The sequence below is a fragment of the Aquibium microcysteis genome, assembly GCF_014495845.1.
GTDB lineage: Bacteria > Pseudomonadota > Alphaproteobacteria > Rhizobiales > Rhizobiaceae > Aquibium > Aquibium microcysteis.
The window spans coordinates 1,654,590-1,680,216 of the sequence record NZ_CP061080.1 but is presented as its reverse complement, the minus strand read 5'-3'; the positions used below and the strand labels follow the sequence as shown (position 1 = coordinate 1,680,216).

Sequence of the window (25,627 nt, the reverse complement as noted above, 5' to 3'; positions counted from 1 at the left end):
CGCCGCCAGCCTCAACCCGCCAGAACAGCCCTGATCTTCTGCGCGTTCGCCTCCAGCACCGCCTTGTCGGCCATCTGGCCGGTGTGCGGCTTCAGCGCCACGCCCGCATGGCGGGGCAGGACGTGGACGTGGAGGTGGAAGACCACCTGGCCGCCGGCGCTCTCGTTGAACTGCTGGATCGTCACGCCGTCGGCGGCGAAGGCCTTCATCACGGCGTGCGACAGCTTCTGCACCGTGCGCATCACCGCCGCAAGGCTGTCGGCATCGACGTCGAGGATGTTGCGGGCCGGCGTCTTCGGAATCACCAGGCAGTGGCCGTCGGCGCGGGGCATGATGTCCATGAAGGCCAGCGTCTCGTCGTCCTCGTAGAGCCGGAAGCACGGCATCTCGCCGCGCAGGATCTTGGCGAACACGTTCTGGTCGTCATAGGTCTCGGTCATCGGGGGCCTCGTGCGGTGGATCGTTGGCGGCGATGTTTCGTCCCTCCCGGCGGCGGCGTCAACCGCCGCGGGCCGGGAGACCGCCCGAAGGCTCAGCGCATCAGGCCGGCGGCCCGCAGCGCGTCCTCGATGGTCTTCTGGATGCCGGACGTTCCCGGTGACGACGAGGAAGACGTCTGGTCGGCGCCATGCCGCGGCGGCGCGTCCGTCGTCCGCGCGATTTCGCCCGCCCCGACCGCCTGTGATCCGACGAACCGGCGCGGCGATTCCGCGGCCGCCTGCGCCTCCGCGATGCCGAAGAAGCCGGCGATCGCCCGGGTCGACGAGATGCCGACGTCGAGCATGTAGGGGCCCGGCGCGCCGAGGCCCGGCGCGAGCGGCGTGCCATGGCCCATGCCGGCGATCATGTTGATCTCGAGCACCGCGTCGCCCGCCGGATCGCTCCAGACATCCCTGGCCAGCGCGCCCGACGTGCGGGAGAAGGCCGGCTCTTCGTCGAGCCCGTGAACGCCCCGCCACTGGACGGCGAGGGCCTGGGCGTTGGTGGCGGCGACGGTCTGGTCGGCGGTACCCTGCCAGATGGTGATTCTCGGCCATGGGCCCCGGTGGTCGGAGGCCTCGCGCAGCAGACGCTGGAGGCCCGCCTCCGAGGGCAGCCCGTGGCCGCGCATCCGGTCGAAGGCTTCCGGCACCGTCCGCGCCATGCCGTGGGCGAGACCGGCGATGATGGCGCCGCCGGAAAAGATTTCCGGATGGGTCGCGAGCATGGTGGCGGCCATGGCCCCGCCGGCCGACAGGCCGGTGACGAAGATGCGGTCGCGGTCGATGCCGTGCCGTGCCACCATGGCGTCGATCATCTGCCGGATCGACAGCGTCTCGCCGGCGTCGCGCCGCGTGTCGCCGGGCAGGAACCAGTTGAAGCAGAGGTTCGGATTGTTGGCGCGCTGCTGCTCGGCATAGAGCAGCGCGAAGCCGGCTTCGTCGGCAAGCTGCGACCAGCCCGAATGACGGTCGTAGCCGGCGGCCGTCTGCGTACAGCCGTGCAGCACCACCACGAGGGGCGATCCGGACCGATGGCCGGTCGGGAGGCGGTAGCGGGCCTCAAGGGCGCCCGGGTTGGTGCCGAAGCCGGTAAGACGCGGAAGGCTGTCGGGTGCGCTTTCGGTGGTGGAGTGGCGTCCGTGCAGCGTCTTCAGCGCCGCGAGCCGGGCGATGGTGTCGGAAATCTTGCGCAAGGGATTCATCCTCGTTGTGCCGCCGGAGGGGCGTGCAGCGGGTCGAACGCTCTCCCGGAGATATGGTTGCTGCACTGCACAATAACAGGGGTTCTTAGCGAGAACCCTGGGAGGCTACGCTGCAATATGATGTCGCTCCACCTTTTCCGTTACGTCCACGAGAGGCTAGGCGGCAACGGCGCTCTGCGCGACGTCGTTGATAAGCCATCATGGAAGGCAGGCGGAATTTCCTACCACTTTTCCCTTGACGATTATCCTACCATTTAATAGTGTGTGCCTGCGGACAAATGGTCCGCAGAGAGAGGAATCGATGATGAGCGTTCCCCGACACCCATCATCGATCAAACCAACCTGGAAAGGACACGAAAATGGGAATCCTTCATGTTGCAGAGGAGTTGCGACTGACGCCGCGCGCCGCTCCCAAGTCGGCCGTCTTCACGATCGAGCACTGGCGCATCGGCGAGACGGGCCAAGGCGATCTTCCCTTCGACTCCGCCGACTCCGCCGAACGAGGAAAGGGATGATCGTGACATGCCTTTTTCTGTTTTTGGCCTCGGTAGGCCGAGCGCCGAGGCACCGAACAAAGTTGGACCAGTCCAAGCGGAAGTCCTCCGGATCATCCGCGATAACCCTGGTTCAGCATATGGTGCGGGTATCGCACAGCGTCTTCGTGAACGTTGCGGAGACGAAGTCAGCGACGCTCAGACTTACATCGCGCTACGGCGGCTTCTCGCTCGTGGCTTCATAGCTGAGCGAGATCCGCACGCAAGAACACCGAATACGCCCTCCGACAGTCGGAGAGGGCGCCCCCACAAGCACTATGCTCTGACAGCGTCAGGCAAGAGGGCGTTGCACGAAGGTGGGGACGCCAGTTACTCAAAGGCTGGATCTGACGCGCAAATGGAAGGACAGTTCCATGGCGCGAAAGGGTACCCCGCTCCCGTGGTGGGTTAGAATGCCACTCTACGTGGCAACATGGCCGTCAGAAGACTGCGCGGAATGGCGTGTATCGCTGCATCGGCAGTATTTGAGTGTCAATCGGCGCGCAAAGTTGACCCCGGATCGGCGTCCAATATTGACCCCCTCGTAGTGCGCGACGGTGAGCGCCCGACCGGGTGGAGCTGGTCTGGGTTGCGCAGCCCGGTCGGGCGTGTCGGAGAGGCTTTCCGGCTTTAGCTTTGAGTGCGGTTCTTGAAGCGCCAGGATTCGTTGCCGGTCTCGATGATCTCGCAGTGGTGGGTGAGGCGGTCGAGCAGAGCGGTGGTCATCTTGGCGTCGCCAAAGACGGCAGGCCATTCCCCGAAGGCGAGGTTGGTGGTCACGATGATGGAGGTCCGCTCGTAGAGCCGGCTGATCAGGTGGAAGAGGAGCTGGCCGCCCGCCTGGGCGAAGGGGAGATAGCCGAGTTCGTCGAGCACAACGAAGTCGAGCCGGGTGAGGTAGTCGGCGATGCGTCCCTGCTTGCCGGAGCGGTGCTCGGTCTCCAGCCGGTTGACCAGATCGACGACGTTGAAGAAGCGGCCGCGGGCGCCACTGCGTATGAGGGCGCGGGCGATCGCGATGGCCAGATGCGACTTGCCCGTGCCGGTGCCGCCGATGAGCACGGCGTTGCGCTGGTCGGCGACGAAGGCGCCGGTGGCGAGGTCGCGCACGAGCGTCTCGTTGACGGGCGTGCCGGCGAAGTCGAAGTCGTCGATGTCCTTGGCCAGCGGCAGCTTGGCGACGGTGAGCTGGTACTTGATGGAGCGCGCCTGCTTCTCGGCGATCTCGACCGACAGCAGATCGCCGACGACCCTCGGCGGCTCGTGCTGACGCTTGATGGCGGTCGTCATGATCTCATCGTAGGCGCTGCGCATGCCGTAGAGCTTCAGCGTTCCCATCAGGTCCAGAACCTGGGTGCGTTCCATCAGCTTGCCCTCCTGAGGCTGTCGTAACGGGCGCAGTCGGCCTGCGGCTCGATCGCCAAGCGCAGCGCGTCGGGTGTGAGGATGGTCACGGCCGGCGCCGGATCGCGCCGGCGGGCCAGGATGTTGAGAATGACGGCGGACGAGCAGACGTTCTCGGCAAGCGCCTGCTGGCAGGCGATCTCGACGGCATCGAGCCCATCCGACAGCACCGCCGTCAGGATCGACACCATCTGCCGGTCGCCGTCGTCGGCAGCCTTCAGCCGGCGCCTGACCCGCTCCATCGCCGATGGCAGTTCCCAGCCCTGGAACGGCGCACCGTTGCGCAGCGCGCCGGGCTTGCGCGCCAGCACAGGGACGTAGTGCCACGGATCGTAGACCGTCTGGTTGCGACCGAACGAACGGGCATGCTCGCCCACGATCGTGCCGTCCTGGCGCACGACGATGCGATCGGCATAGGCCTGGATCTCGACTGGGCGGCCGACTGCGGTCGAGAGCACCGAGTATTTGTTGTTGTCGAACCGCACGGTGCAGGTCTTCGTGACCGAGGCGGGAACCGTGTGGAAGCCGTCGAAACGGCCGCGATACTCGACCAGCTTGCCGCGCTCCTCCTCGAACACGTCCCAGATGGTGCGCTCCGGCTGGTCGACATGGCGATGGGCCTTGGCGTAGGCCACGCACTTGTCGAGCAACCAGGCGTTCAGCTCCTCGTAGCTCCTGAAGCGCAGCCGAGGCGTGAAGAAGCGCTCCCTCACCAGGCCAACTTGGTTCTCGACCTGCCCCTTCTCCCAGCCCGAGGCCGGCGTGCAGGCAACCGGCTGGACCAGATAGTGGCTGCACATCTGCAGGAAGCGACGGTTGTACTGCCGCTCCTTGCCGACGAAGACCGTCTCCACCGCCGTCTTCATGTTGTCGTAGATGCCGCGCGTGCAGGCGCCGCCGAAGAAGGCGAAGGCCCGGTCGTGGGCGTCGAACACCATCTCCTGCGTCTCGCGCGGATAGGCCCGCACGAACATCATGCGGCTGTGGCAGAGCCGGACGTGGGCGACCTTCACGGTCACCGTCACGCCGGCGAGCAGGACGATCTCGTGGCTCCAGTCGAACTGGTAGGCTTCGCCCGGCGCGAAGAGCAGCGGCACGTAGGCCTCGGCCGTCGCCGATCCTCTCGTCTTCGCCCAGCTCTTCGCATACCGGCGCACCGCGTCGTAGCCGCCCTCATAACCAAGCGCGCGCAGTTCCTCATAGATCCGGATCAGCGTCAGTTGCTCGCGCGCCGCCTTGCCGAGATTGCCGTTCAGGAGCCCGTCGAGCTGATCCTTCCACGGTCCGATCTTCGGCTTCGGTTGCAGCTCGCGCTCGTAGGAGAACGAGGTCTCGTCGGACCTGAGGATCTTGCGGACCGTGTTGCGCGACACGTGCAGCTCGCGGCAGATCCGCTTGAGCGACCACCCCTGCACATGAAAGGCACGCCGAACCCGGGCAATCGTGTCCACTGTCTTCATCCCCTCTCCACCCGCTCGCCAAAACGAACGGATGGTCGCAGATCGACTTCACGAGGGGGGTCAAAATTGGACGCCGATCCTCCCGTCTAGGGGGTCAAAATTGCATGCCGATTCACAATTTGAGGGCCCTAAAGACTGGTGGTCGACATGCTGCCACCAGAATCGCACGCCGAGAGGCGTGGGACTATACGAAAGCTGCCGCCTTGCGGGTTGCGTGGTGGGTAGCCAGAATCATCCGCCTATGGAGTGTGTCTGGTTAGAAGTCACCCTTTTCACCATAGGGCTTTCCTGCCGGTACGTCCTCCCACAAAAAATTCGGGGTCCACGTGGCCCCGATTTTTTTGTGTTCAACTACCGCTTCCGCCGGCACGCGTCCGAACAGTACTTCACCTGATCCCAGTCCTTGCGCCACTTCTTGCGCCACACGAAGGGGCGCCCGCAGGCGGCGCAGGTTTTGGCGGGAAGGTCGGCTTTGGCGGTCTTCTTCGTCTTCACGCCCGGCACCTGCGGCTCCGAATCCTTCCCGCGCGGCACAGGCGGGCGAATGGCGGGGTCTGTCATTCCTCCTCGTCCGGCCGGGCGCCTTTCCGGTACGGTCCGCGCTCCCCGAGATACTCGCCGACGGCCGCCACCTCGGCGCGTTCTCGCACGAGGTAGTCGGCGACCGCGCGGCGCAGGCCGGGATGCGAGAGATAGTGGGCGGAATGGGTGGTGACGGGCAGGTAGCCGCGCGCGAGCTTGTGCTCGCCCTGCGCGCCGGCTTCCACGACCTTGAGACCACGCTCGATGGCGAAGTCGATCGCCTGGTGGTAGCAGACCTCGAAATGCAGGAAGGGGTGGTCCTCGACACAGCCCCAGTTGCGGCCGAACAGCGTGTCGGCGCCGATGAAGTTGATCGCGCCCGCGACGTAGCGGCCGCCGCGGCGCGCCATCACCAGGAGAATGTCGTCGGCCATGCGCTCGCCGATCAGCGAGAAGAAGCGCCGGTTGAGATAGGGCCGGCCCCATTTGCGGCTGCCGGTGTCCATGTAGAAGCGGTGGAAATCGTCCCACACCGCTTCCGTCAGATCCCTGCCGGTCAGCCGGTCGATCGCGATGTCGTTGTCGAGCGCCGCACGGCGTTCCTTCCTGAGCGCCTTGCGCTTGCGCGAGGCGAGCGTGTCGAGGAAGTCCTCGTAGCTGCCGTAGCCCTCGTTGAAGAAATGGAACTGCTGGTCGTTGCGGTGCAGGAACCCCGCCGCCACCAGCACCTCGACTTCCGCCTCCGGTGCGAAGGTGACGTGTGCGGAGGAGACGCCCAGCCGGTCGGCCAGCATCTTCAGCCCGGCGGCGAGCGCCCGGCGCACCGCCGGACCGTCCTGACCGCGCGCCACCAGCAGGCGCGGCCCGGTGGCGGGCGTGAACGGGACGGCGGTCTGGAGCTTTGGATAATAGTCGCCGCCGGCGCGCTGGAAGGCGTCGGCCCAGCCATGGTCGAAGACGTATTCGCCCTGGCTGTGCGACTTGAGATAGCAGGGGGCAGCCCCCAGCAGCGTGCCGTCCGGCGCCTCCAACCGCAGGTGCTGGCCTTGCCAGCCGGTGCGCGCGGTGGCGCAGCCGGCCTCCTCGACGGATGCCAGAAAATCCCACGACACGAAAGGGTTGTAAGGCGTTTCGCACTCGATGCGCGAAGTGCCGGACAGGCGGCTCCATTCGTCGCGCGAAAAGCCGGTCAGCGACGGCACGACCTTGATGACGAACTCGTCCCTGCTCACCGCGCCGCCGTTCCTTCCGCCTTCATGCCGTCCAAGATATGGCCGGCGCGCCGTCTTGCAAGGCACGGCCTTCGCGATGCAGCCTATCGGCGCTCACGCGTCGGGATCGAAGCCCTCGAAGGTCATCTGGTCGGCTTCCGCCCGGGTCTGGGCCACCTCCGCGGGCTTGCGCACGGTCCAGGTGATGACGGGCATGGAGAGCTTGTCCCGCACGAAGCGGATGAAGGGGTTGGGCAGGTCGAAGACGCCGTAGGAGACGAAGGAGATGCCGTTGCCGAGCATCGAGAAATGCGCCTCGATCTCGCTCGGCTTCTGGCCGCAGGCGGTCAGCCCCGCCGGGATGCCGGCGGCCTCGGTCGGAAATCGGCGGATCAGCCAGTGGTCGAAGGACATGATGGCGGCCGGCCCGCGATAGGCGCGAAGCAGTTCGGCGACCTTCGCCACCAGCCCGTCGTCATGGCCCGGAATGCCCTTGAGCTCGATGACCAGCGGCACGCGGCCGGCGACCCTGCCCAGCATTTCGGACAGGGTCGGCGCGTGATCGCCGGTGCCGCCGATCGACAGCGCCGCCATCTCGGCCGCGGTGCGCTGCCAGACGTAGCCGTCGCGCCCGGCGAGGCGCAGAAGGTCGTCGTCGTGGAAGACGACCGGCACGCCGTCGGCGGTGAGGTGCACGTCGCATTCGATGGCGAAGTGCCGCGCCATCGCCGCGTCGAAGGCCGGGAGCGTGTTCTCCCAGCGCGTCCGGTTCATGTCGTGATAGCCGCGATGAGCGATCGGCCGCGCGGTCAGCCAGGAAAGGTCCGTCATGGAGGGATCCGTATGGGTCAAAGCGTGTGAATCAATCGAGGACGCGAAAGAATACCCACTGAAATCCTTCAGATTTTTGACTTGAGCTGCGCGGAAGCGGGCATTCCTTCACATCCTCTCAGGCGATTTCGAAGACGGCTTCGACTTCCACCGGCGCGTTGAGCGGCAGCGAGGCCACGCCGACGGCGGAGCGCGCATGCCGCCCCTTGTCGCCCAGCGCTTCGGCCAGAAGGTCGGAGGCGCCGTTGGCGACGAGGTGCTGTTCGGTGAAGTCGGCCGTGGAGGCGACGAAGACGGTGATCTTGACCAGCCGCGCGATGGCCTCGAGGTCTCCGGTCGCGGCCTTGGCCTGGGCGAGCACGTTGATGGCGCAGAGCCTGGCCGAGGCCTTGCCGGCCGCCGTGTCGAGGTCGCGGCCGAGCAGCCCGGTCGCGGCGAGCCGGCCGCCTTCGAGCGGAAGCTGGCCGGCGGTGTAGAGCAGCTTGCCCGAGAGGACGAAGGGCACGTAGTTCGCGGCGGGGGCGGCCGCTGCCGGCAGCGTGACGCCCAGTGCGGCAAGGCGGGACTCGACGGTTCCGGTCATCGGCTGGCTCCGTTCGGCAATGATACGGTGGGTTGGCGGCGCAATCTGCAATTTTCGCCTCGCAAACGCCACGGATTTTTCTCTATCGTAGACGGGACGGATCGCGTGCGCCGCGTCGGCACCGGATCCCCGAGGGAGTCTCGCCATGCGCCTCAAGCGCTTCATCGCCGCCGTCGCCGTCGTGGGCGGCAGTTCCGCCGCCGTTTTTCCGGCGCGGGCCCAGCCGATCCTGACCCCGCACCGCGCGGTCTACGACGTCGTCCTCGGCAAGGCTTCGGACCGGTCGGGAATCACCTCGATCAGCGGCCGCATGGTCTACGAGTTCGATGGTTCGGCCTGTGACGGCTACACGGTCACCTTCCGGTTCGTGTCGCAGATCGACACCTCCGAGGCGTCGCGGATCACCGACCAGCAGACCACCACCTACGAGGGCCCGCGCGGCGATACCTTCGACTTCGTCACGAAGTCCTATGTCGACCAGCAGCTCGACCGGGAGGTGAAGGGGTCGGCCCGCCGCGAGCAGGGGACGACCATCGTCGACGTGGACCAGCCCGTGCCGGCCGAGATCGAACTGGCTGAGACGCATTTTCCGACCCAGCACCTCGTCGAACTGATCGAGAAGGCGAAGGCCGGCGAGAGCTTCTACGAGACCAGCCTGTTCGACGGCTCGGAAGATGCCGACCGCATCATGACGACCACCGTCATCATCGGGAAAAAGGAAACGGCGCGGATGCCCGCCGAGGAGTTCCCTGCCGCCGAGGCCATCGCCACGCAGGCCTACTGGCCTGTCTCCATCGCCTATTTCGACCTGTCCGACGTCGAGGGCGAGGAGGTTCCCGACTACCGCATCGACTTCAAGCTGCACGAGAACGGCATCACGCGCGACCTCGTGATGGACTATGGCGAATTCTCGATGAACGGGAAGCTCGTCGACCTGACGATCTTCGACAGGCCGGCGACCTGCTCCAACTGAGCGCATGGCCGTCTACGTCGACAGCCCGATCTGGTACTGGGCCGGTCGGAAATGGTGCCATCTGATGGCCGACGACGAAGCCGAACTGCACCGCTTCGCGGCGCGGCTCGGCCTGACGCGGCATCTCTACCAGGGGCCTCCGCGCACCTCCGCGCCGCACTACGACATCACCGGCTTCGAGCGCGACCGCGCACTTCGCCTCGGGGCGGTGAGCGCGACGCGCCAGGAGATCGTGGCCGTTTTCCGAAGGGTGCGGGTTAAGGGCGGCAAGCGGCCGAAGGCCGGCTGAACCGCGACCGGCGGGATGCGCAAGACGAAAGCTCCCGGCCGGAGCGCGCGGACCGCGTCGCGGTCGATCGAGCGGAGCCGTGTCCGGCATCGCGGGCTCAGACCAGCGGATTCCTTTGGAAGACCGGCATGCGCCCGCCTTGCCGCACGACGGCACCGAACGCCCGGGCGGCGTCGAGTGCCTCGCGGATCGTCACGTCCATGTCGATGTAGCGGTAGGTGCCGAGGCGCCCGACGAAGGTCATCCGCTCTTCCTCTCCGGCAAGCTCGACGTAGGCGGACAGCATGCGCTTCTCCGTCACGAGCCGGATGGGATAGAAGGGGATGTCGCCCGGGCCGCCGGGCCGCGACCGCTCCTCGGTGACGACGGAGTGGGAATGGCTTTCCCATGGCGCGAAATGCTTGTGCTCGGTCACGCGCGTGAAGGGCACGTCCTCGTCGCCGTAGTTCATCTGCGCGCAGCCCTGGTGATCGCCCCTGCAGGTAAACGTCCTGAAGTCGAGGGTGCGGTAGCCGAGGCGACCGAGCCGATGGCCGAACCATTCGTCGAGCGGCCCGGAGTTGAAGACGTGATCGTAGCCGTTCGTCTCGCCGCGGCGGACCCGGGTGCCGAGCCTCAGATCAATGGACGGATGATCCAGAATGGCCCGCACCATGGCCGTATAGCCTTCGGCCGGAATGCCCTGGAAGCGATGGTCGAAGTAGACGTCCTCGTAGGTGAAGCGCAGCGGAAGGCGCTTGAGGATCGAGGCCGGCAGGTCGCGCGGGTGGCAGCCCCACTGCTTGATGGTGTAGCCTTTCAGGAACGCTTCGTAGAGCTCCCGTCCGACGAAGCGCAGTGCCTGATCCTCGAAGGTGACGGGCTCGGACGTGGCCCCTTCGACCCGCGCGCCGACGAAGCGCTTGGCCTCGTCGGGGCCATGGGCGGTGCGGAAGAACTGGTTGATCGTGTGCAGATTGATCGGGAGGGAATAGACCTCGCCGCGAACGGTCGCCTTGACGCGATGGCGGTAAGGCATCATCTGCGCGAACGCGTTCACGTAGTCCCAGACCTCGGCATCGTCGGTGTGGAAGATGTGGGGACCGTAGACGTGCACCATGATGCCGGTGTCCGCATCGCGTTCGGTATGACAGTTTCCCGCCACGTGGGACCGCTGGTCGACGACGGTGACCGCATGACCGTCCTGCGCCAGCGCGCGGGCGATGACGGCACCGGACAGCCCTGCGCCGATGACGAGGATCCGCTTCGCCGTCACGGGCGCGAACCCGTGTCGCGCGGCCTGCGGCTCTCCGGCGGACGCAGCCGCAAGACGTTCACTGCATCCGTCATGCCGCTCCCCCAAGCCAGCCGCCGACTGCGTTATGTGCCCCGTCTGTTGCTACCATGTCGTGCAGGCCGATGTCGCGCCATTTCCTGCGCCGCACGCCCGGGCATCGCGGCCCGCAGCAGAGAGCGCGCGACGGCGACCGCGAGATTCGGGTTGCAGCTTGCATCCGCCGCCGAAATCCCGTAAGGCGCGCCCATTCCACACACGGGCCTTGGTGTCTGTCCGGGAGAAATCCGGCTGAGACCTCCGGTGGCGTTCCCGAAACCTCGGGACGTCGAGGGTCCGTGGAGGCATGAACCGGAAAGGAAAAGACGATGGCATTGCCCGATTACAGCATGCGCCAGCTCCTCGAGGCTGGCGTCCACTTCGGCCACCAGACGCACCGCTGGAACCCGAAGATGGCGCCCTACATCTTCGGCGCCCGTAACAACATCCACATCATCGACCTGTCGCAGACGGTTCCGCTGCTCGGCCAGGCGCTCAAGGTGGTGTCCGACACCGTGGCCGGTGGCGGCCGCGTGCTCTTCGTCGGCACCAAGCGGGCGGCGTCCGAGATCGTGGCCGATGCCGCGCAGCGCTCGGCGCAGTACTACGTCAACTCGCGCTGGCTCGGCGGCATGCTGACCAACTGGAAGACGATCTCGCATTCGATCCAGCGCCTGCGCAAGCTCGACGAGCTGCTGGCCGGCGAGGCCCAGGGCTTCACCAAGAAGGAGCGCCTGAACCTCGAGCGCGAGCGCGAGAAGCTCGACAAGGCCCTCGGCGGCATCAAGGACATGGGCTCGACCCCGGACCTGATGTTCGTGATCGACACCAACAAGGAAGCGATCGCGATCCAGGAAGCCAAGCGTCTGGGCATCCCGGTCGTCGCGATCATCGATTCCAACTGCGACCCGGACAAGATCGACTACCCGATCCCGGGCAACGACGACGCCGCGCGCGCCATCTCGCTCTACTGCGAGCTGATCGCGAAGGCGGCGATCGACGGCATCGCCCGTCAGCAGGGCTCGCTCGGCATGGACATCGGCGCCTCCGAGGAGGCTCCCGTCGAGCCGGTGCTGGAAGGGAATGCCTGAGGCGCCCGCCTTCGGTAACATCCGCGTCGCAATGATCTGCGACGCGGTGGGGCGCGGTCCCGCACCGCGCCCGATTCGCTAGGAAATTCTGCCGGACCGGCCGGCGTCGCCGATCGAGCGCGCGCGAAGGCTCCCCCGGAAATGGACGAGAGGTTGAGATGAGCATTTCGGCTGCACAGGTCAAGGAACTCCGCGACAAGACCGGCGCGGGCATGATGGACTGCAAGACGGCGCTGAACGAGACCAATGGCGACATGGAGGCGGCGATCGACTGGCTGCGCGCCAAGGGCATCGCCAAGGCCGACAAGAAGGCCGGCCGCACCGCCGCCGAGGGCCTGATCGGCGTCAACTCGGAAGCCGGCAAGGGCGTGGTCGTCGAGGTGAACTCCGAGACGGACTTCGTGGCCCGCAACGACGCCTTCCAGGACATCGTCCGCAACATCGCGCAGGTCGCGCTGGCGACCGACGGTTCGGTCGAGGCGCTGGCCGCCAGCACCTATCCGGGATCGGCCAAGACCGTGTCGGACACCATCAAGGACGCGATCGGCACGATCGGCGAGAACATGAACCTGCGCCGCTCGGCCATGCTGACGGTGGAGGCGGGCGCCGTCGCGACCTACATCCACAACGCGGTCAATGACGGCCTGGGCAAGCTCGGCGTGCTCGTCGCGGTGGAGACGACCGGCGACGCGGAAGCGGCGCGCGCTTTCGGCCGGCAGGTCGCCATGCACGTCGCCGCGACCAATCCGATGGCACTGACGGCCGAGCAGGTCGACGCCGCCGCGGTGGCGCGCGAGAAGGCGATCTTCACCGAACAGGCCCGCGGCTCCGGCAAGCCCGACGCCATCATCGAGAAGATGGTCGAAGGCCGCCTGCGCAAGTTCTACGAGGAGGTCGTCCTCCTGAAGCAGGCCTTCGTGATCAACCCCGATCTGACGGTCGAGGCGGCGCTGAAGGCTGCGGAGAAGGACATCGGCGCCCCGGCAAAGATCACCGGCTTCGTGCGTTTCGCGCTCGGCGAAGGCATCGAGAAGGAAGAGACGGATTTCGCTGCCGAGGTGGCGGCGGCCGTCAAGAAGTAAGACCCGAAGACATCGGCCTGCAGGCGAGGGCGCCGCGTGACATCGCGGCGCCCTTCGTGTATCGCAGACCCGCCCCAGCCGGAACGATCGAGGTGAAGATGCCCGCCAAGCCACAGTATCGCCGCGTGGTCCTGAAAGCTTCCGGCGAAGCGCTGATGGGCAGGCAGGGGTTCGGTATCGACGTCTCGGTGGTGGACCGCATCGCCTCCGACATTGCCGAAGCCCGCTCGCTGGGCGTCGAGGTGGGCGTGGTGATCGGCGGCGGCAACATCTTCCGCGGCGTGGCGGTGGCCTCCAAGGGCGGCGACCGGGTCACCGGCGATCACATGGGGATGCTCGCCACCGTCATCAATTCGCTGGCCCTGCGGACCTCGCTCTCCAAGCTCGGCGTCGAGGCGATCGTCCTGTCGGCCATCGCCATGCCCGAACTCTGCGAGAGCTTTTCGCAGCGCCAGGCCACCGCCTACATGAACGCCGGCAAGGTCGTGATCTTCGCGGGCGGCACGGGCAATCCGTTCTTCACCACCGATTCGGCCGCCGCGCTGCGCGCCGCCGAGATCGGTGCCGACGCGCTGTTCAAGGGCACGCAGGTCGACGGCGTCTACTCGGCCGATCCGAAGAAGGATCCCTCCGCCGTGCGCTTCGAGCGCCTGACCCACACCGAGGTGATCGAGCGCGGGCTGGCCATCATGGACACCGCGGCGATAGCGCTTGCGCGCGAAAACAACATTCCGATAATCGTCTATTCGATCCACGAACAAGGCGGATTCGGCGCGATTCTGAAAGGACAAGGCCGCTGCACGACCGTGGCGGATGCGTGACGCGTTCGCCCGCTGCCGGCCCGAGCATGGAGCCAGACGATGAGTACTGCCTACGACCAGAAAGATCTGCAGCGCCGCATGGACGGCGCCGTCAGCGCCTTCAAGCACGATCTCGCCTCGCTGCGGACCGGACGCGCCTCGTCCAACCTGCTCGATACGGTGATGGTCAACGCCTACGGGACGACGATGCCGATCAACCAGGTGGCCAACGTCTCGGTGCCTGAGCCGCGCATGATTTCGGTCTCGGTCTGGGACAAGCAGATGGTGGGGGCCGTCGACCGGGCGATCCGCGAATCGAACCTCGGCTTCAACCCGATCATGGACGGCACGACGCTGCGCATCCCCCTGCCGGAACTGAACGAGCAGCGGCGCAAGGAACTCGTCAAGATCGCGCACCAGTATGCCGAGCAGGCGCGGGTGGCCGCCCGCCACGTCCGGCGCGACGGCATGGACGCGCTGAAAAAGGCGGAAAAGGACGGCGACCTCGCGCAGGACGACGTGCGCAGCCGCTCCGACAAGGTCCAGAAGATGACCGATGAGACCATCTCGGCGATCGACGCCGCGCTCGCCGAGAAAGAGGCGGAGATCATGCAGGTCTGAGCGGCCGTCCGCTGCCGCGCACGAGGAACAGCATGCCGAAGCCCGAGCACATCGCCTTCATCATGGACGGTAACGGTCGCTGGGCGACGGCGCGCGGCATGCCCCGCGCCGTCGGCCATCGGTCGGGGGTGGAAACGCTGCGACGCACCGTCAGGGCCGTGGGTGACCGCGGCATCCGCTGGATGACGGTCTATGCCTTCTCCTCCGAGAACTGGTCGCGTCCGCCGTCGGAAGTCAGCGACCTGATGGGCCTTCTGAAGCTCTTCATCCGCCGCGACCTCGCGGAACTGCACCAGAACGGCGTGCGCGTGCGCGTGATCGGCGAGCGCAAGGGCCTCAAGCCGGACATCAGGCTCCTGCTCGAGGAGGCAGAGGCGCTGACGGCCGACAACGTGTCGATGAACCTGGTGATCGCCTTCAACTACGGCGCCCGCGACGAGATCGCCCGCGCGGCAGCCAAGATCGCGCGCATGGCCGCGGCCGGCGAGATCTCGTCGGGACAGGTGACGGCCGAGACCTTCGGCGCGTTCCTCGACACCGCGGGCATGCCCGATCCGGACCTGATCGTTCGCACGGGCGGCGACCAGCGCCTGTCGAACTTCCTGCTGTGGCAGGCCGCCTATGCGGAGTTCTTCTTCCTCGACTGTTTCTGGCCGGATTTCGGCGAAGACCACCTCGACGGGGCCATCGCCGCCTTCGAGGGCCGCGACCGACGTTTCGGCGGCGTGACGGCCAGGGACGTCGCTTCGTGAGCGCCGGCATCGCCAGAGCGTTCGTCCCGCGATGAGCAATCTGCGCCTGCGCATCCTGTCCGCGCTCGTGATGGCGCCCGTGGTCCTGGTGCTGACGTGGCTCGGCGGCCTGCCGTTCCGTCTGCTGGTGACGGTCGCGGGTTTCGCGATCTTCTACGAATGGGCACGCATGGCCGGTCTCGGGCGGCGGCGGCTGGCATGGGCGGCCTATGTGCTGCTGCTGGCCGTGCCCCTCGGAATGACCGCAGCCGGCGTGCCGGCGGACGTTGCGCTGGTGGCGACCCTGCCGGTCCTGCTCGCCGCCCTGGCGGTCGGCTCCTTCGCCGGGCACGGGGCATGGGGCGCGTCGGGCATCGCCTATGCGGCAATTCCCTGCATCGCCTTCGCGGCCCTGCGCGGCACGGGTGCGGCGGGGCTGGCGGCGATCGGCTTTCTCTTCGCCGTGGTCTGGGCGACCGACGTGTTCGCCTATTTCGTCGGCCGCTCGATCGGCGGTCCCAAGCTCGCTCCCGCGATATCGCCGGGCAAGACCTGGAGCGGAGCGGTGGGCGGCGCGGTCTTCGGGGTGGCTGCCGGCCTCGCCCTCGCGATCGCCCTGGGAGCGGCTCACTGGCAGGTGCTCGCGGTCGCCGCGCTGTTCCTGTCGGTCGCCTCCCAGATCGGCGACCTGTTCGAATCCTGGATCAAGCGGCGCTTCGGCGCCAAGGACTCCTCGCGCCTCATCCCCGGCCATGGCGGCGTCATGGACCGGGTCGACGGGCTTGTCGCTGCCGCAACGGCCCTGTACGTCGTCGGGTGGCTCATGTCGGGCGCGGCGAGACCGGCGGCCGGTCTGTTCGCTTTCTGATCCGCCCGGGCGGCGCCGTCATCCTGTCGCCCGGATTGTCCATCCATCTTCCCGCGACACGGGGCCAAACAAGAGGCGAGAATCGAGCTTGGGCGAGATCGCACTATCCATCTTCGGGACGGACGGACTGCTCATCGGCACGATCGTGCCTTTCCTGTTCGTGCTCACGATCGTCGTCTTCGTGCACGAGATGGGCCACTACCTCGTCGGCCGCCTGTGCGGCATCGGCGTGCAGGCCTTCTCGATCGGCTTCGGGCCGGAACTCTTCGGCTTCGACGACCGCCACGGCACGCGCTGGAAGCTGTCGCTGATCCCGCTCGGCGGCTACGTCAAGTTCGTCGGCGACATGAACGCGACGAGCACGCCGCCCGGGGCGGAGGAGATGGCCGGGCTCTCCGAGGCCGACCGAAGACGCGCCTTCCACGTCCAGCCGGTCTGGAAGCGCGCGGCGACCGTCGTCGCCGGCCCGCTCTTCAACTTCCTGCTCACGATCGCCGTCTTCGCCGTGATGTTCGGCCTCTACGGCCGCTTCGTCTCCGATCCGATGGTGGCGGAGGTGCGTCCGGGGAGTCCCGCCGAGGCGGCCGGCTTCCAGCCCGGGGACCGGTTCCTGATGGTCGACGGCAACCGGGTCGAGACCTTCTCCGACGTCCAGCGCCACGTCACCGGTCGCGCCGGCGATTCCCTGACCTTCGTGATGCTGCGCGGCGATCGGGAGATCGAACTCGTCGCGACGCCCGAACTGAGCGAGCAGACCGATGCGCTCGGCAACACGATCCGCGTGGGCGTGATCGGGGTGGTGAACAATCAGGAGGTCGGGCAGCCGCGAGTCGTCGAATACGGGCCGCTCGAGGCGCTGGGTCAGGCGGTCGCAGAGACAGGCGACGTCATCCTCCGAACCGGTCAATTCTTGAAACGTTTTGTCGCAGGTCGTGAAGACAAGTGTCAGCTCGGGGGACCGGTGAAGATCGCGGACATGGCCGGAAAGGCGGCCGCAAAGGGCTTCGAATGGCTGATCCAGCTCGTCGCCATGCTGTCGGTCGGCATCGGCGTCCTCAACCTTCTGCCGGTGCCACCGCTGGACGGCGGGCATCTTCTCTTCTATGCCATTGAAGCGGCGAGTGGCCGACCGGTGTCCGAGCGAGTCATGGACCTGGTCTACCGCGCCGGGGTGCTTCTGGTGCTTGCCTTTATGGGGTTCGTGTTCTGGAACGACCTGTTTGGGTGCTGAGCGGGCGAGGGCTTTTGGGGGACGGAAATTCACGGTTGATTCACCATGCGGTGGGATTTACGTGACCCGAACGACACGCCGCCGGGATTAGTAAACACAAATTAACCAGGAGCCTTGCGTGTATGGGAAATACGGGTCATACGGTATGCGGTTTCGACCGGCCGTCCGGTATCTCGACGTGGGGACTACGAGAGCAAGGTATACAAGCCCGATGAAGGCAGGCAGACATTTCGTGAGCGCCGTTTCGGCACTCGCCCTTTCGACCGGCTTGGTCGCGTCCGGTGCGTTCGCCGTCCAGTTCGCGGCGGTCGCCGCGGCCGAGGCGGCGGTGGTGAGCAGCATCGACGTGCGGGGCAATCGCAGGGTCGACGACGCGACCATCCGCGAGTATGTCGGGATCCAGCCCGGCCGCAATTTCGGACCCGTCGACATCGACGAGGGCGTGAAGCGCCTCTTCGGGACCGGGCTTTTCGCCGACGTGCGCATCAACCAGGTCGGATCGACGCTCGTGGTCGAGGTCGACGAATATGCCATCGTCAACCAGGTGATCTTCCAGGGCAACAAGAAGATCAAGGACGCGAACCTGTCGCAGGCCGTGCAGCTCAAGCCGCGCGGCACCTATTCCGACGCCGCGCTCGAGGCTGACTCCGAATCGATCCGGCAGGCGTACAGCGCCATCGGCCGCGACGATGCGACGGTGAGCGGGCGCACGATCGATCTCGGCGACAACCGGGTCAACGTCGTCTTCGAGATCAACGAGGGCGACCGCACCAAGATCGCTGCGATCAACTTCGTCGGCAACAACGCCTTCAATGCCCGCCGCCTGAAGGAAGTCATCACGACGAAGTCGTCGAACGTTCTGTCCTTCCTGTTCCGGGACGACCTCTACAGCGAGGATCGCCTGCGCGCGGACGAAGAGGCGCTGCGCCGCTTCTACTACAATCGCGGCTATGCCGATTTCCGCGTCATCTCGTCCTATGCCGAGCTCGACGAGACCCGCAACGAGTACACGGTGTCCTTCACCATCGAGGAAGGCGAACGCTACACCTTCGGCGACGTCACCATCGAGAGCACGCTCGACGGCATCGACACGGCGTCCGTCGGCAGGCTCATCGAGAGCGAGAAGGGCGAAGTCTACAGCGCCAAGGCCGTCGAGGACACCATCATCGCGCTGACCGAGACCGTGGTGGACAAGGGCTATGCCTTCGCCCAGGTGACGCCGCGCGGCGATCGCGATTTCGAGAACCGCACGATCTCGGTCACCTATTCGATCGACCAGGGTGCGCGCACCTACATCGAGCGCATCGAGATCCGCGGCAACTCCCGGACCCGCGACTACGTGATCCGCCGCGAGTTCGACATCAGCGAGGGCGATGCCTTCAACCAGGTCATGGTGCAGCGGGCGAAGCGCCGTCTCGAAGGTCTGAACTACTTCACCTCGGTGAACGTCTCGACGGTGCCCGGCTCGCAGCCCGACCAGGTCTACCTCGTCATCGACGTGGTGGAGAAGTCGACGGGCGAGTTCTCGATCGGCGCCGGCTACTCGACGTCCGGCGAAACGAGCGCAACCGGCGGCATCTCCGTCGAAGGTTCGATCAGCGAGCGCAACTTCCTCGGACGTGGCCAGTACATCAAGGTGTCGGCCGGCGGCGGAAAGAACTCGCGCGATTACGGACTGTCCTTCACCGAACCCTACTTCCTCGGGCGTCGCATCTCGGCGGGCTTCGACGTGTTCCGCCGCACGCGCAACTACACCAACTACAATTCGGAAGAGACCGGAGCGACCGTTCGCCTGGGTCTGCCGATCACGCGCGCGCTGTCGACGCAGGTCGCCTACAACTACTCGGTCCAGGAATATTCCTTCTCCAGCAGGTGCGACGAAGACGGCAACGGTGTCGCCGATCCCGGCTGCGATATCGGCTCGGCCTATATCGACGCCATCGCCCAGGGCGCCTGGACGAAGTCGTCGGTGAGCGGCACGCTGCTGTTCAACACCATCGACAACATGAACAACCCGCGCTCCGGCATCTATGCCACCTTCACCGGCGAGTATGCCGGCCTCGGCGGCGACGCGGAGTGGGTGAAGCTGACCGGCCGTGCGACTTACTACCATACGCTGCTCGAGGAGCAGGACGTGGTGGCGCTGCTGTCGGTCGGCGGCGGACACATCATCGAGACCGGTGCGCCGCTCCGGCTGTTCGACTACTTCCAGAACAGCACGCGCATCATCCGCGGCTTCGAATCGAGCGGCATCGGTCCGGTGGATTCGGCGAATGGCAAGGATCATCTGGGCGGCACGACCTATTTCAACGCCACCGCTGAAGCCCAGTTCCCGCTGCCGCTGGTGCCTGACAGCCTTGGCCTGAAGGGTGCGGTCTTCGCCGATGCCGCCACGCTCTACGGCAACTCGCTGACGCAGGTCGCGGCGGGCTCGGACGCCATGAACTGGCGTGCGTCGGTCGGCGCTTCGCTGCTGTGGGCGTCGCCTTTCGGTCCGCTGCGCGTCGACTACGCCGTGCCGGTCGTGAAGGAGGAGACCGACCAGGTCCAGCACTTCAACATCGGCATTTCGACCCGCTTCTGATCGGAGCGGCTCGCCGGGCGGGTCTTTCCCGCCCGGTCCGGGATTCAAGGATCCTTTCACGCGATGGGTGATCCCGTTTTCTTTCCGCCGGCGCGGCGTCTGACCGTCGGCGAGGCTGCCGCGATGGCGGGCGGCACACTTCGGTATCCTTCGACGGCAGGCATCGAGATCCACGGACTGGCCGCCGCCGCGCAGGGCGGCGAAGGCCGCCTCGTCTTCGTCGACGGGCGCAAGAACGCGGCTCTCCTCGATGGCCTGGTCGCAGCCGCCGTGCTCTGTCCCGAGGACCTGGCCGATCGCGTTCCGGACGGCATCGCCGTCATCGTCGCGCGCCATCCGGCCGTGGCCTTCGCGCGCATCGGCCGCGCACTCTATCCCGACGCCGTCCGCAGCATGCGGCTGGCCGCCGTTCCGCCGGCGATCGCCGGGAGCGCCATCGTCTCGCCGCTCGCCAGCATCGAAGACGGCGTGTCGATCGGCTCGGGTGTCGTCGTGGGCGACGGTGCCGAGATCGGCCGGGGCAGCATCATCGCGCCCAATGCGGTCATCGGCGCCGACTGCCGCATCGGCCGGGACTGTTACGTCGGCCCCGGCGCGACCATCCTGGCCGCCCTGATCGGCAATCGCGTGACCATCCATGGCGGCGCACGCATCGGCCAGGACGGTTTCGGTTTCCATCCCGGTCAGGCCGGGCTGGAGAAGATCCCGCAGATCGGCCGCGTCGTGATCCAGGACGACGTCGAGATCGGCGCCAACACCACCATCGATCGCGGCGCCCTCGACGATACCGTGGTGGGCGAGGGCAGCAAGATCGACAATCTCGTCCAGATCGGTCACAACGTGCGCATCGGCAGGCATTGCGCCATTGCGGCGCAGGCGGGGATCTCCGGCTCGGTGATCATCGGCGACGGCGTGCTCCTGGGTGGCCGGGCGGGCATCTCCGACCATGTCACCATCGGCGACGGCGCCCAGATCGCGGCGGGCAGCGGCCTGATGCACGACGTTCCGGCAGGCGAGAGATGGGCCGGCTTCCCGGCCAAGGTGGCAGCGGAGTTCTTCCGCGAGGTCTATGCGGTGAAGAAGCTCGCGGGCGACAGGAAACGAAAGGGAACCGGGAATGGCTGAGGGTGCTGGATCGACTCTGGATGCCGTCGACATCGTCGCGCTCCTGAAGCTCCTGCCGCATCGCTATCCGTTCCTCCTCGTGGATCGGCTGGTCGAGATCGCCGGCAATGATTCGGCCGTCGGCATCAAGAACGTCTCGATGAACGAGCCGCACTTCCAGGGCCATTTTCCGGGGCAGCCGGTGATGCCGGGCGTGCTGATCGTCGAAGCCATGGCGCAGACGGCCGGCGCCATCTGCATCCGCAAGAGCGGCATGGAGACGCCGAGCCTCGTCTATTTCATGGCCATCGACGGCGCCAAGTTCCGCAAGCCCGTGACCCCGGGGGACCAGCTGCGCATCCATGTCCGCAAGGAGAAGGAACGCGGCGGCATCTTCCGCTATGCCTGCGAGGCGACGGTGGACGGCGTCAAGGTCGCCGAAGCCCAGCTGACGGCGATGATGACGCCCAAGCAGCCCGGCTGACCCGCAATGAGCGATTCCTTCATTCACCCGGCGGCCGTGGTCGAGGCGGGGGCCGTGGTCGGCGCGGGCGTGCGCGTCGGTCCCTTCTGCCACGTCGGCCCGGACGCCGTGCTCGGGGACGGCGTCGAACTCGTCAGCCACGTCAGCGTCATCGGCGTGACCTCGGTCGGCGCCGGAACGAAGGTCTATCCCCACGCGGTGCTTGGCGGACCGCCGCAGGACATGAAGCACAAGGGCGGCCGTACCACGCTGACGATCGGCAGCAACTGCACCATCCGCGAATACGTCACGATGCACACCGGGACGGACGGCGGGCGGGGCGCGACCGTGGTCGGAAACAACGGCTTCTTCCTCGTTGCCGCCCATGTCGCGCATGACTGCATCGTCGGCAACAACGTCACCCTCACGAATCAGGCCACTCTCGGGGGCCATTGCGAAGTGGGCGACCACGTCATCATCGGTGGCCTGACGGCCGTGCACCAGAACGTGCGCATCGGCCGGCGCGCCTTTCTCGGCGGCGGTTCGGCCGTGGTGGGCGACGTGATTCCCTTCGCGATGGCGGTGGGCAACCGCGCGCGCCTGCGGGGCTTCAACCTGATCGGCATGCGCCGCGCGGGCATGGCCCGTGCGCAGGTGCTGGCGATGCGGGAGGCCTATCGCCGCATCTTCGATCCGGCCCGAACCGTGGCGCAGAACCTCGAAAGCGTCGCCGTCGACTTCGCGGCGACGCCGGAGGTGATGGAGATCGTCGACTTCATGACCAAGCGTGGCAAGCGGCACATGTGCGTGCCGCCTTATGCCGATGCCGGAGACGCCGGCGATGGCAGCGACGGCTGACCGCCCGCTCTCGATCGACCTCGCTCCGACCGATCGCATCGCGGTGATCGCCGGCGGGGGAGACCTCCCGCGCGAGCTCGTCCGCGGTCTCACGGCCGCCGGTCGCCCGCCCTTCGTGATCGTCGTGGGCGGCGAGGACCGCGCCGGGCTGACGGACGGCGACCACACGGTGCTCGAACTCGAGGAATACGGACGCCTCCTGCCGGTGCTGCGCGCCGCCCGCGCCACCCATGTGGTGATGGCAGGCAGCGTGTCGCGGCGGCCGCGGCTGCGCGCCATCCGGTTCAGCCTCGGCCTGCTGAAGCTGCTGCCCGGCATCGTCCGGGGTCTCGGACGCGGCGACGACGCGCTGCTGAGGGTCGTGGTCAGCCACATCGAGGCGGCCGGCATCAAGGTCGTCGGTTCGCACCAGATCCTGCCCGACATCCTGGCTGGGCCTGGCGCGCTCACGCGCACCAGGCCTGCCGCCGCGCATCAGGCCGGCATCGCCGCCGGCCTGGCGGCGGCCCGCGCGATCGGTGCGCTCGACATCGGCCAGGCGGCGGTGGCCGTGGGCCGGAGGGTCGTGGCAGTGGAGGGCGTGGAGGGCACCGCCGGCATGCTGGCGCGGGTGCGCGACCTGCGCGCGTCCGGCCGCATTTCGATGCCGGGCGGCGTTCTGGTGAAATGCGCCAAGCCGGGGCAGGAACTGCGCGCCGATCTGCCCGCCATCGGTCCAGACACGGTCGCGCAGGTGCACGAGGCGGGACTTGCCGGCATCGCGGTGGAGGCCGGCCGTGCGATCGTGCTGCGTCAGGCCGACGTGATCGCGACAGCCGACCGCCTCGGACTGTTCGTCGTCGGCATCGACGGGCCGGCGTCGTGACGGATCGCCCGCTGCGCATCGCCATCGTGGCAGGAGAGGAGTCCGGCGATCTGCTCGGGGCCGATCTCGTTGCCGCGCTGCGGGCCGCGACCGGGCGCGCAGTCGAGCTGGTGGGTGTCGGCGGGCCGCATCTCCAGGCGCTCGGGCTGAAGACGCTGTTCGACCCCGGCGAGATCTCGCTGATGGGCATCGCCGCCGTGGTGACGCGGCTGCCGCAGCTCTTCCGTCGCATCGGCCAGGCGGCGGCGGCCGTGGTGGCGGCGCGCCCCGACTGCCTGATCACCATCGACGTGCCCGATTTCAGTCTCCGGGTCGCCCGAAAGGTCCGCGACGTCGCGCCGGACCTGCCGACCATCCACTATGTCTGTCCGAGCGTCTGGGCCTGGCGGCCGGAGCGCGCGCCGCGCATGGCCTCCTCTATCGACCACGTGCTCTGCCTGCTGCCCTTCGAGGTGGGCGAACTCGCGCGGCTGAGCGGGCCGCCGGCCACCTATGTCGGCCACCGCCTCTCGCACGAGCCGCGCCTGATCGAAGCGGCCGCGCGCCAGAGGACGAGGCCGCCGCGCGATCCCGCCGCACCGGCGACGCTTCTCGTCCTGCCCGGCTCGCGTCGCGGCGAGGTTTCGCGCCTGCTCGAGCCGTTTCGCGAGACGATCGACATCCTGGCTGCCCGCGGCACGGCGGCGCGGATCCTCCTGCCGACCGTTTCGCATGTCGAGGCGACGGTCCGCGCCGCGACCGCGGGCTGGAGGGTGGCGCCGGAGATCCTGACGACCGTCGACGCCAAGTATAAGGCCTTCGGCGAAGCGGATGCGGCACTCGCCGCCTCCGGCACGGTGACGCTGGAGCTGGCGCTCGGGCGGGTGCCGACGCTCGCCTGCTACAAGGCCGACCGCCTGATGCGGGCGGCCTATTCGATGATCGGCATCTGGACGGCGTCGCTGCCGAATCTCGTCGCGGACGGTCCGGTGGTGCCGGAGTTCTACGATCACTTCGTGCGGCCGGGCATGCTGGCGCGCCATCTCGAGCTTCTGCTGGCCGAAACGCCGGCACGGGCGGCCCAGCTCGCCGGCTTCGACAGGATCGCCCACGCCATGGCGACGGACAGGCCATCGGGTGTCATCGCCGCCGAAGCGGTTCTCTCCACCATCGAGGCCCGTCGAAACGGCTGACGGCGCCCGAAGGCGCCGCCGATCCGTCTCATGATGTGGGAGCGACCGCCGCGCGTCAGCGCTTGGCGATCGGCAGATAGTCGCGTGCGGGCGCGCCCGTGTAGAGCTGGCGCGGGCGGCCGATCTTCTGGTGCGGGTCCTCGATCATCTCCTTCCACTGCGCCACCCAGCCGACCGTGCGCGCAACGGCGAACAGCACGGTGAACATGGTGGTGGGGAAGCCGAGCGCCTTCAGCGTGATGCCGGAATAGAAGTCGATGTTCGGGTAGAGCTTCTTCTCGATGAAGTATTCGTCGGTCAGCGCGATCTTCTCGAGTTCCATCGCCACGTCGAGCAGCGGATCGTCCTTGATGCCGAGTTCGCCCAGCACCTCATGCGTGGTCTTCTGCATGATCTTGGCGCGCGGGTCGTAGTTCTTGTAGACGCGGTGGCCGAAGCCCATCAGGCGGAACGGATCGTTCTTGTCCTTGGCGCGGGCGATGAACTCGGGGATACGGTCGACCGAGCCGATCTCCGACAGCATGTTGAGCGCCGCCTCGTTGGCGCCGCCATGCGCGGGACCCCACAGGCAGGCGATGCCGGCCGCGATGCAGGCGAAGGGGTTGGCGCCCGACGAGCCGGCGAGGCGGACCGTCGAGGTCGACGCGTTCTGCTCGTGGTCGGCGTGCAGGATGAAGATGCGGTCCATGGCGCGGGCAAGCACCGGATTGACCTTGTACTCCTCGCAGGGCACCGCGAAGCACATGTTGAGGAAGTTGGCCGCGTAGTCGAGGTCGTTCTTCGGGTAAACGAAGGGCTGGCCGATGTGGTACTTGTAGGCCATGGCCGCGATCGTCGGGGTCTTGGCGATCAGCCGCATCGACGCGACCATGCGCTGGTAGGGGTCGGAGATGTCGGTCGAGTCGTGGTAGAAGGCCGAGAGCGCGCCGACCACGCCGCACATGACGGCCATCGGATGCGCGTCGCGACGGAAGCCGGTGAAGAAGCGCGACATCTGCTCGTGCACCATGGTGTGGCGCGTCACGCGGTAGTCGAAGTCCTCCTTCTGCGACTTGGTCGGCAGTTCCCCGTACAGCAGCAGGTAGCAGACCTCGAGGAAGTCGCCATGCTCGGCCAGCTGCTCGATCGGGTAGCCGCGGTGCAGGAGCACGCCCTGGTCACCATCGATGAAGGTGATCTCGGACTCGCAACTGGCGGTGGAGGTGAAACCGGGATCATACGTGAAGGCGCCGGTCTGGGCGTAGAGCTTGCCGATGTCGATCACGTCGGGTCCCACGGAACCCTTTCGCACGGCCAGATCGATCGTCTTGCCGCCAAAATCGAGTTTTGCGGTTGAATCGGTCATCGCGGGCTCC

At 67.1% G+C, this 25,627-nt stretch carries 25 protein-coding genes and 1 pseudogene; 16 read left to right on the top strand and 10 right to left on the bottom strand.

Annotated elements, in window-relative coordinates; all coding sequences use genetic code 11:
• Positions 1-11: 11 nt before the first annotated feature.
• Together IAI54_RS07670 and IAI54_RS07665 are read right to left on the bottom strand one after the other, a co-directional pair.
• Positions 12-440: an HIT family protein gene (locus tag IAI54_RS07670; protein ID WP_187971782.1), complete on the bottom strand. Its 429-nt coding sequence runs from the start codon at positions 438-440 to the stop codon at positions 12-14.
• A 92-nt stretch (positions 441-532) separates the two neighbouring features.
• Positions 533-1,675, bottom strand: coding sequence for an extracellular catalytic domain type 1 short-chain-length polyhydroxyalkanoate depolymerase (locus IAI54_RS07665; protein ID WP_187971781.1), 1,143 nt, complete (start codon positions 1,673-1,675; stop codon positions 533-535).
• Between the two features lie 531 nt (positions 1,676-2,206).
• Here IAI54_RS07665 and IAI54_RS29275 point away from each other — a divergent pair.
• Positions 2,207-2,629 carry a PadR family transcriptional regulator gene (locus IAI54_RS29275; protein ID WP_187971779.1) on the top strand — a complete coding sequence of 141 codons (423 nt, stop codon included), beginning with the start codon at positions 2,207-2,209 and terminating at the stop codon, positions 2,627-2,629.
• A gap of 218 nt (positions 2,630-2,847) precedes the next feature.
• Here the strand turns inward: IAI54_RS29275 and istB are convergent, their stop codons facing one another.
• From istB to IAI54_RS07625, 6 genes and pseudogenes are all read right to left on the bottom strand, one after another.
• The gene (gene istB, locus IAI54_RS07650) at positions 2,848-3,582 is read right to left on the bottom strand and encodes an IS21-like element helper ATPase IstB (protein ID WP_187969608.1); all 735 of its coding nucleotides are present in this window, start codon (positions 3,580-3,582) and stop codon (positions 2,848-2,850) included.
• A pseudogene (gene istA / locus IAI54_RS07645) lies at positions 3,512-5,081 on the bottom strand (IS21 family transposase). Before istA ends, istB begins: the two are co-directional and overlap by 71 nt.
• A 351-nt stretch (positions 5,082-5,432) precedes the next feature.
• Positions 5,433-5,576 (bottom strand): DUF2256 domain-containing protein, encoded by a 144-nt coding sequence (locus tag IAI54_RS07640; protein WP_235679384.1) that lies wholly within the window; start codon positions 5,574-5,576, stop codon positions 5,433-5,435.
• Positions 5,577-5,638: 62 nt separating this feature from the next.
• Positions 5,639-6,814 (bottom strand): GNAT family N-acetyltransferase, encoded by a 1,176-nt coding sequence (locus IAI54_RS07635; RefSeq protein ID WP_235679383.1) that lies wholly within the window; start codon positions 6,812-6,814, stop codon positions 5,639-5,641.
• Positions 6,815-6,928: 114 nt separating this feature from the next.
• The gene (locus IAI54_RS07630; protein ID WP_187971776.1) at positions 6,929-7,645 is read right to left on the bottom strand and encodes a glycerophosphodiester phosphodiesterase; all 717 of its coding nucleotides are present in this window, start codon (positions 7,643-7,645) and stop codon (positions 6,929-6,931) included.
• Between the two features lie 118 nt (positions 7,646-7,763).
• Positions 7,764-8,228 (bottom strand): RidA family protein, encoded by a 465-nt coding sequence (locus tag IAI54_RS07625; RefSeq protein ID WP_187971775.1) that lies wholly within the window; start codon positions 8,226-8,228, stop codon positions 7,764-7,766.
• A gap of 145 nt (positions 8,229-8,373) precedes the next feature.
• Here IAI54_RS07625 and IAI54_RS07620 point away from each other — a divergent pair, with 145 nt between their 5' ends.
• The gene (locus tag IAI54_RS07620; RefSeq protein ID WP_187971774.1) at positions 8,374-9,201 is read left to right on the top strand and encodes a cell envelope integrity EipB family protein; all 828 of its coding nucleotides are present in this window, start codon (positions 8,374-8,376) and stop codon (positions 9,199-9,201) included.
• Positions 9,202-9,205: 4 nt separating this feature from the next.
• Positions 9,206-9,490, top strand: a complete 285-nt coding sequence (locus tag IAI54_RS07615; RefSeq protein ID WP_187971773.1) for a DUF4031 domain-containing protein — start codon at positions 9,206-9,208, stop codon at positions 9,488-9,490.
• A 97-nt stretch (positions 9,491-9,587) separates the two neighbouring features.
• Here IAI54_RS07615 and IAI54_RS07610 read toward each other — a convergent pair whose 3' ends face one another.
• Positions 9,588-10,745, bottom strand: coding sequence for a UDP-galactopyranose/dTDP-fucopyranose mutase family protein (locus tag IAI54_RS07610; RefSeq protein ID WP_187971772.1), 1,158 nt, complete (start codon positions 10,743-10,745; stop codon positions 9,588-9,590).
• 386 nt (positions 10,746-11,131) lie between these two features.
• Between IAI54_RS07610 and rpsB the strand changes: the two genes are divergently transcribed.
• The 13 genes from rpsB to lpxB all read left to right on the top strand — a co-directional run bounded on the left by rpsB (position 11,132) and on the right by lpxB (position 24,272).
• Complete coding sequence (gene rpsB, locus IAI54_RS07605) at positions 11,132-11,893, top strand: 30S ribosomal protein S2 (protein ID WP_187971771.1); 762 nt, start codon at positions 11,132-11,134, stop codon at positions 11,891-11,893.
• 158 nt (positions 11,894-12,051) lie between these two features.
• On the top strand, positions 12,052-12,975 hold the full coding sequence (gene tsf / locus IAI54_RS07600) for a translation elongation factor Ts (RefSeq protein WP_187971770.1): 924 nt from the start codon (positions 12,052-12,054) through the stop codon (positions 12,973-12,975).
• Positions 12,976-13,073: 98 nt separating this feature from the next.
• Positions 13,074-13,796, top strand: a complete 723-nt coding sequence (gene pyrH, locus IAI54_RS07595) for a UMP kinase (protein ID WP_187971769.1) — start codon at positions 13,074-13,076, stop codon at positions 13,794-13,796.
• Positions 13,797-13,835: 39 nt separating this feature from the next.
• Positions 13,836-14,396, top strand: a complete 561-nt coding sequence (gene frr, locus IAI54_RS07590; RefSeq protein WP_187971768.1) for a ribosome recycling factor — start codon at positions 13,836-13,838, stop codon at positions 14,394-14,396.
• A 32-nt stretch (positions 14,397-14,428) separates the two neighbouring features.
• Positions 14,429-15,148, top strand: coding sequence for an isoprenyl transferase (locus IAI54_RS07585; protein WP_187971767.1), 720 nt, complete (start codon positions 14,429-14,431; stop codon positions 15,146-15,148).
• A gap of 31 nt (positions 15,149-15,179) precedes the next feature.
• Positions 15,180-15,995: a phosphatidate cytidylyltransferase gene (locus IAI54_RS07580; RefSeq protein WP_187971766.1), complete on the top strand. Its 816-nt coding sequence runs from the start codon at positions 15,180-15,182 to the stop codon at positions 15,993-15,995.
• An 88-nt stretch (positions 15,996-16,083) separates the two neighbouring features.
• Positions 16,084-17,226 carry an RIP metalloprotease RseP gene (rseP, locus tag IAI54_RS07575; protein ID WP_187971765.1) on the top strand — a complete coding sequence of 381 codons (1,143 nt, stop codon included), beginning with the start codon at positions 16,084-16,086 and terminating at the stop codon, positions 17,224-17,226.
• Between the two features lie 211 nt (positions 17,227-17,437).
• On the top strand, positions 17,438-19,810 hold the full coding sequence (gene bamA / locus IAI54_RS07570) for an outer membrane protein assembly factor BamA (RefSeq protein WP_187971764.1): 2,373 nt from the start codon (positions 17,438-17,440) through the stop codon (positions 19,808-19,810).
• 63 nt (positions 19,811-19,873) lie between these two features.
• Positions 19,874-20,935, top strand: a complete 1,062-nt coding sequence (lpxD, locus tag IAI54_RS07565) for a UDP-3-O-(3-hydroxymyristoyl)glucosamine N-acyltransferase (RefSeq protein ID WP_187971763.1) — start codon at positions 19,874-19,876, stop codon at positions 20,933-20,935.
• Positions 20,928-21,398: a 3-hydroxyacyl-ACP dehydratase FabZ gene (gene fabZ, locus IAI54_RS07560; protein WP_187971762.1), complete on the top strand. Its 471-nt coding sequence runs from the start codon at positions 20,928-20,930 to the stop codon at positions 21,396-21,398. The genes lpxD and fabZ overlap by 8 nt, the downstream gene beginning before the upstream one ends.
• Before the next feature lie 6 nt (positions 21,399-21,404).
• Positions 21,405-22,235 carry an acyl-ACP--UDP-N-acetylglucosamine O-acyltransferase gene (gene lpxA, locus IAI54_RS07555; protein WP_187971761.1) on the top strand — a complete coding sequence of 277 codons (831 nt, stop codon included), beginning with the start codon at positions 21,405-21,407 and terminating at the stop codon, positions 22,233-22,235.
• The gene (locus IAI54_RS07550; protein WP_187971760.1) at positions 22,219-23,100 is read left to right on the top strand and encodes an LpxI family protein; all 882 of its coding nucleotides are present in this window, start codon (positions 22,219-22,221) and stop codon (positions 23,098-23,100) included. Before lpxA ends, IAI54_RS07550 begins: the two co-directional genes overlap by 17 nt.
• A complete protein-coding gene (gene lpxB, locus IAI54_RS07545; protein ID WP_187971759.1) occupies positions 23,097-24,272 on the top strand; it encodes a lipid-A-disaccharide synthase in 1,176 nt (391 codons plus the stop codon). The genes IAI54_RS07550 and lpxB overlap by 4 nt, the downstream gene beginning before the upstream one ends.
• Before the next feature lie 55 nt (positions 24,273-24,327).
• On the opposite strand, the gene gltA is transcribed toward lpxB, so the two are convergent.
• Positions 24,328-25,617 (bottom strand): citrate synthase, encoded by a 1,290-nt coding sequence (gltA, locus tag IAI54_RS07540; protein ID WP_187971758.1) that lies wholly within the window; start codon positions 25,615-25,617, stop codon positions 24,328-24,330.
• Positions 25,618-25,627: the final 10 nt, after the last annotated feature.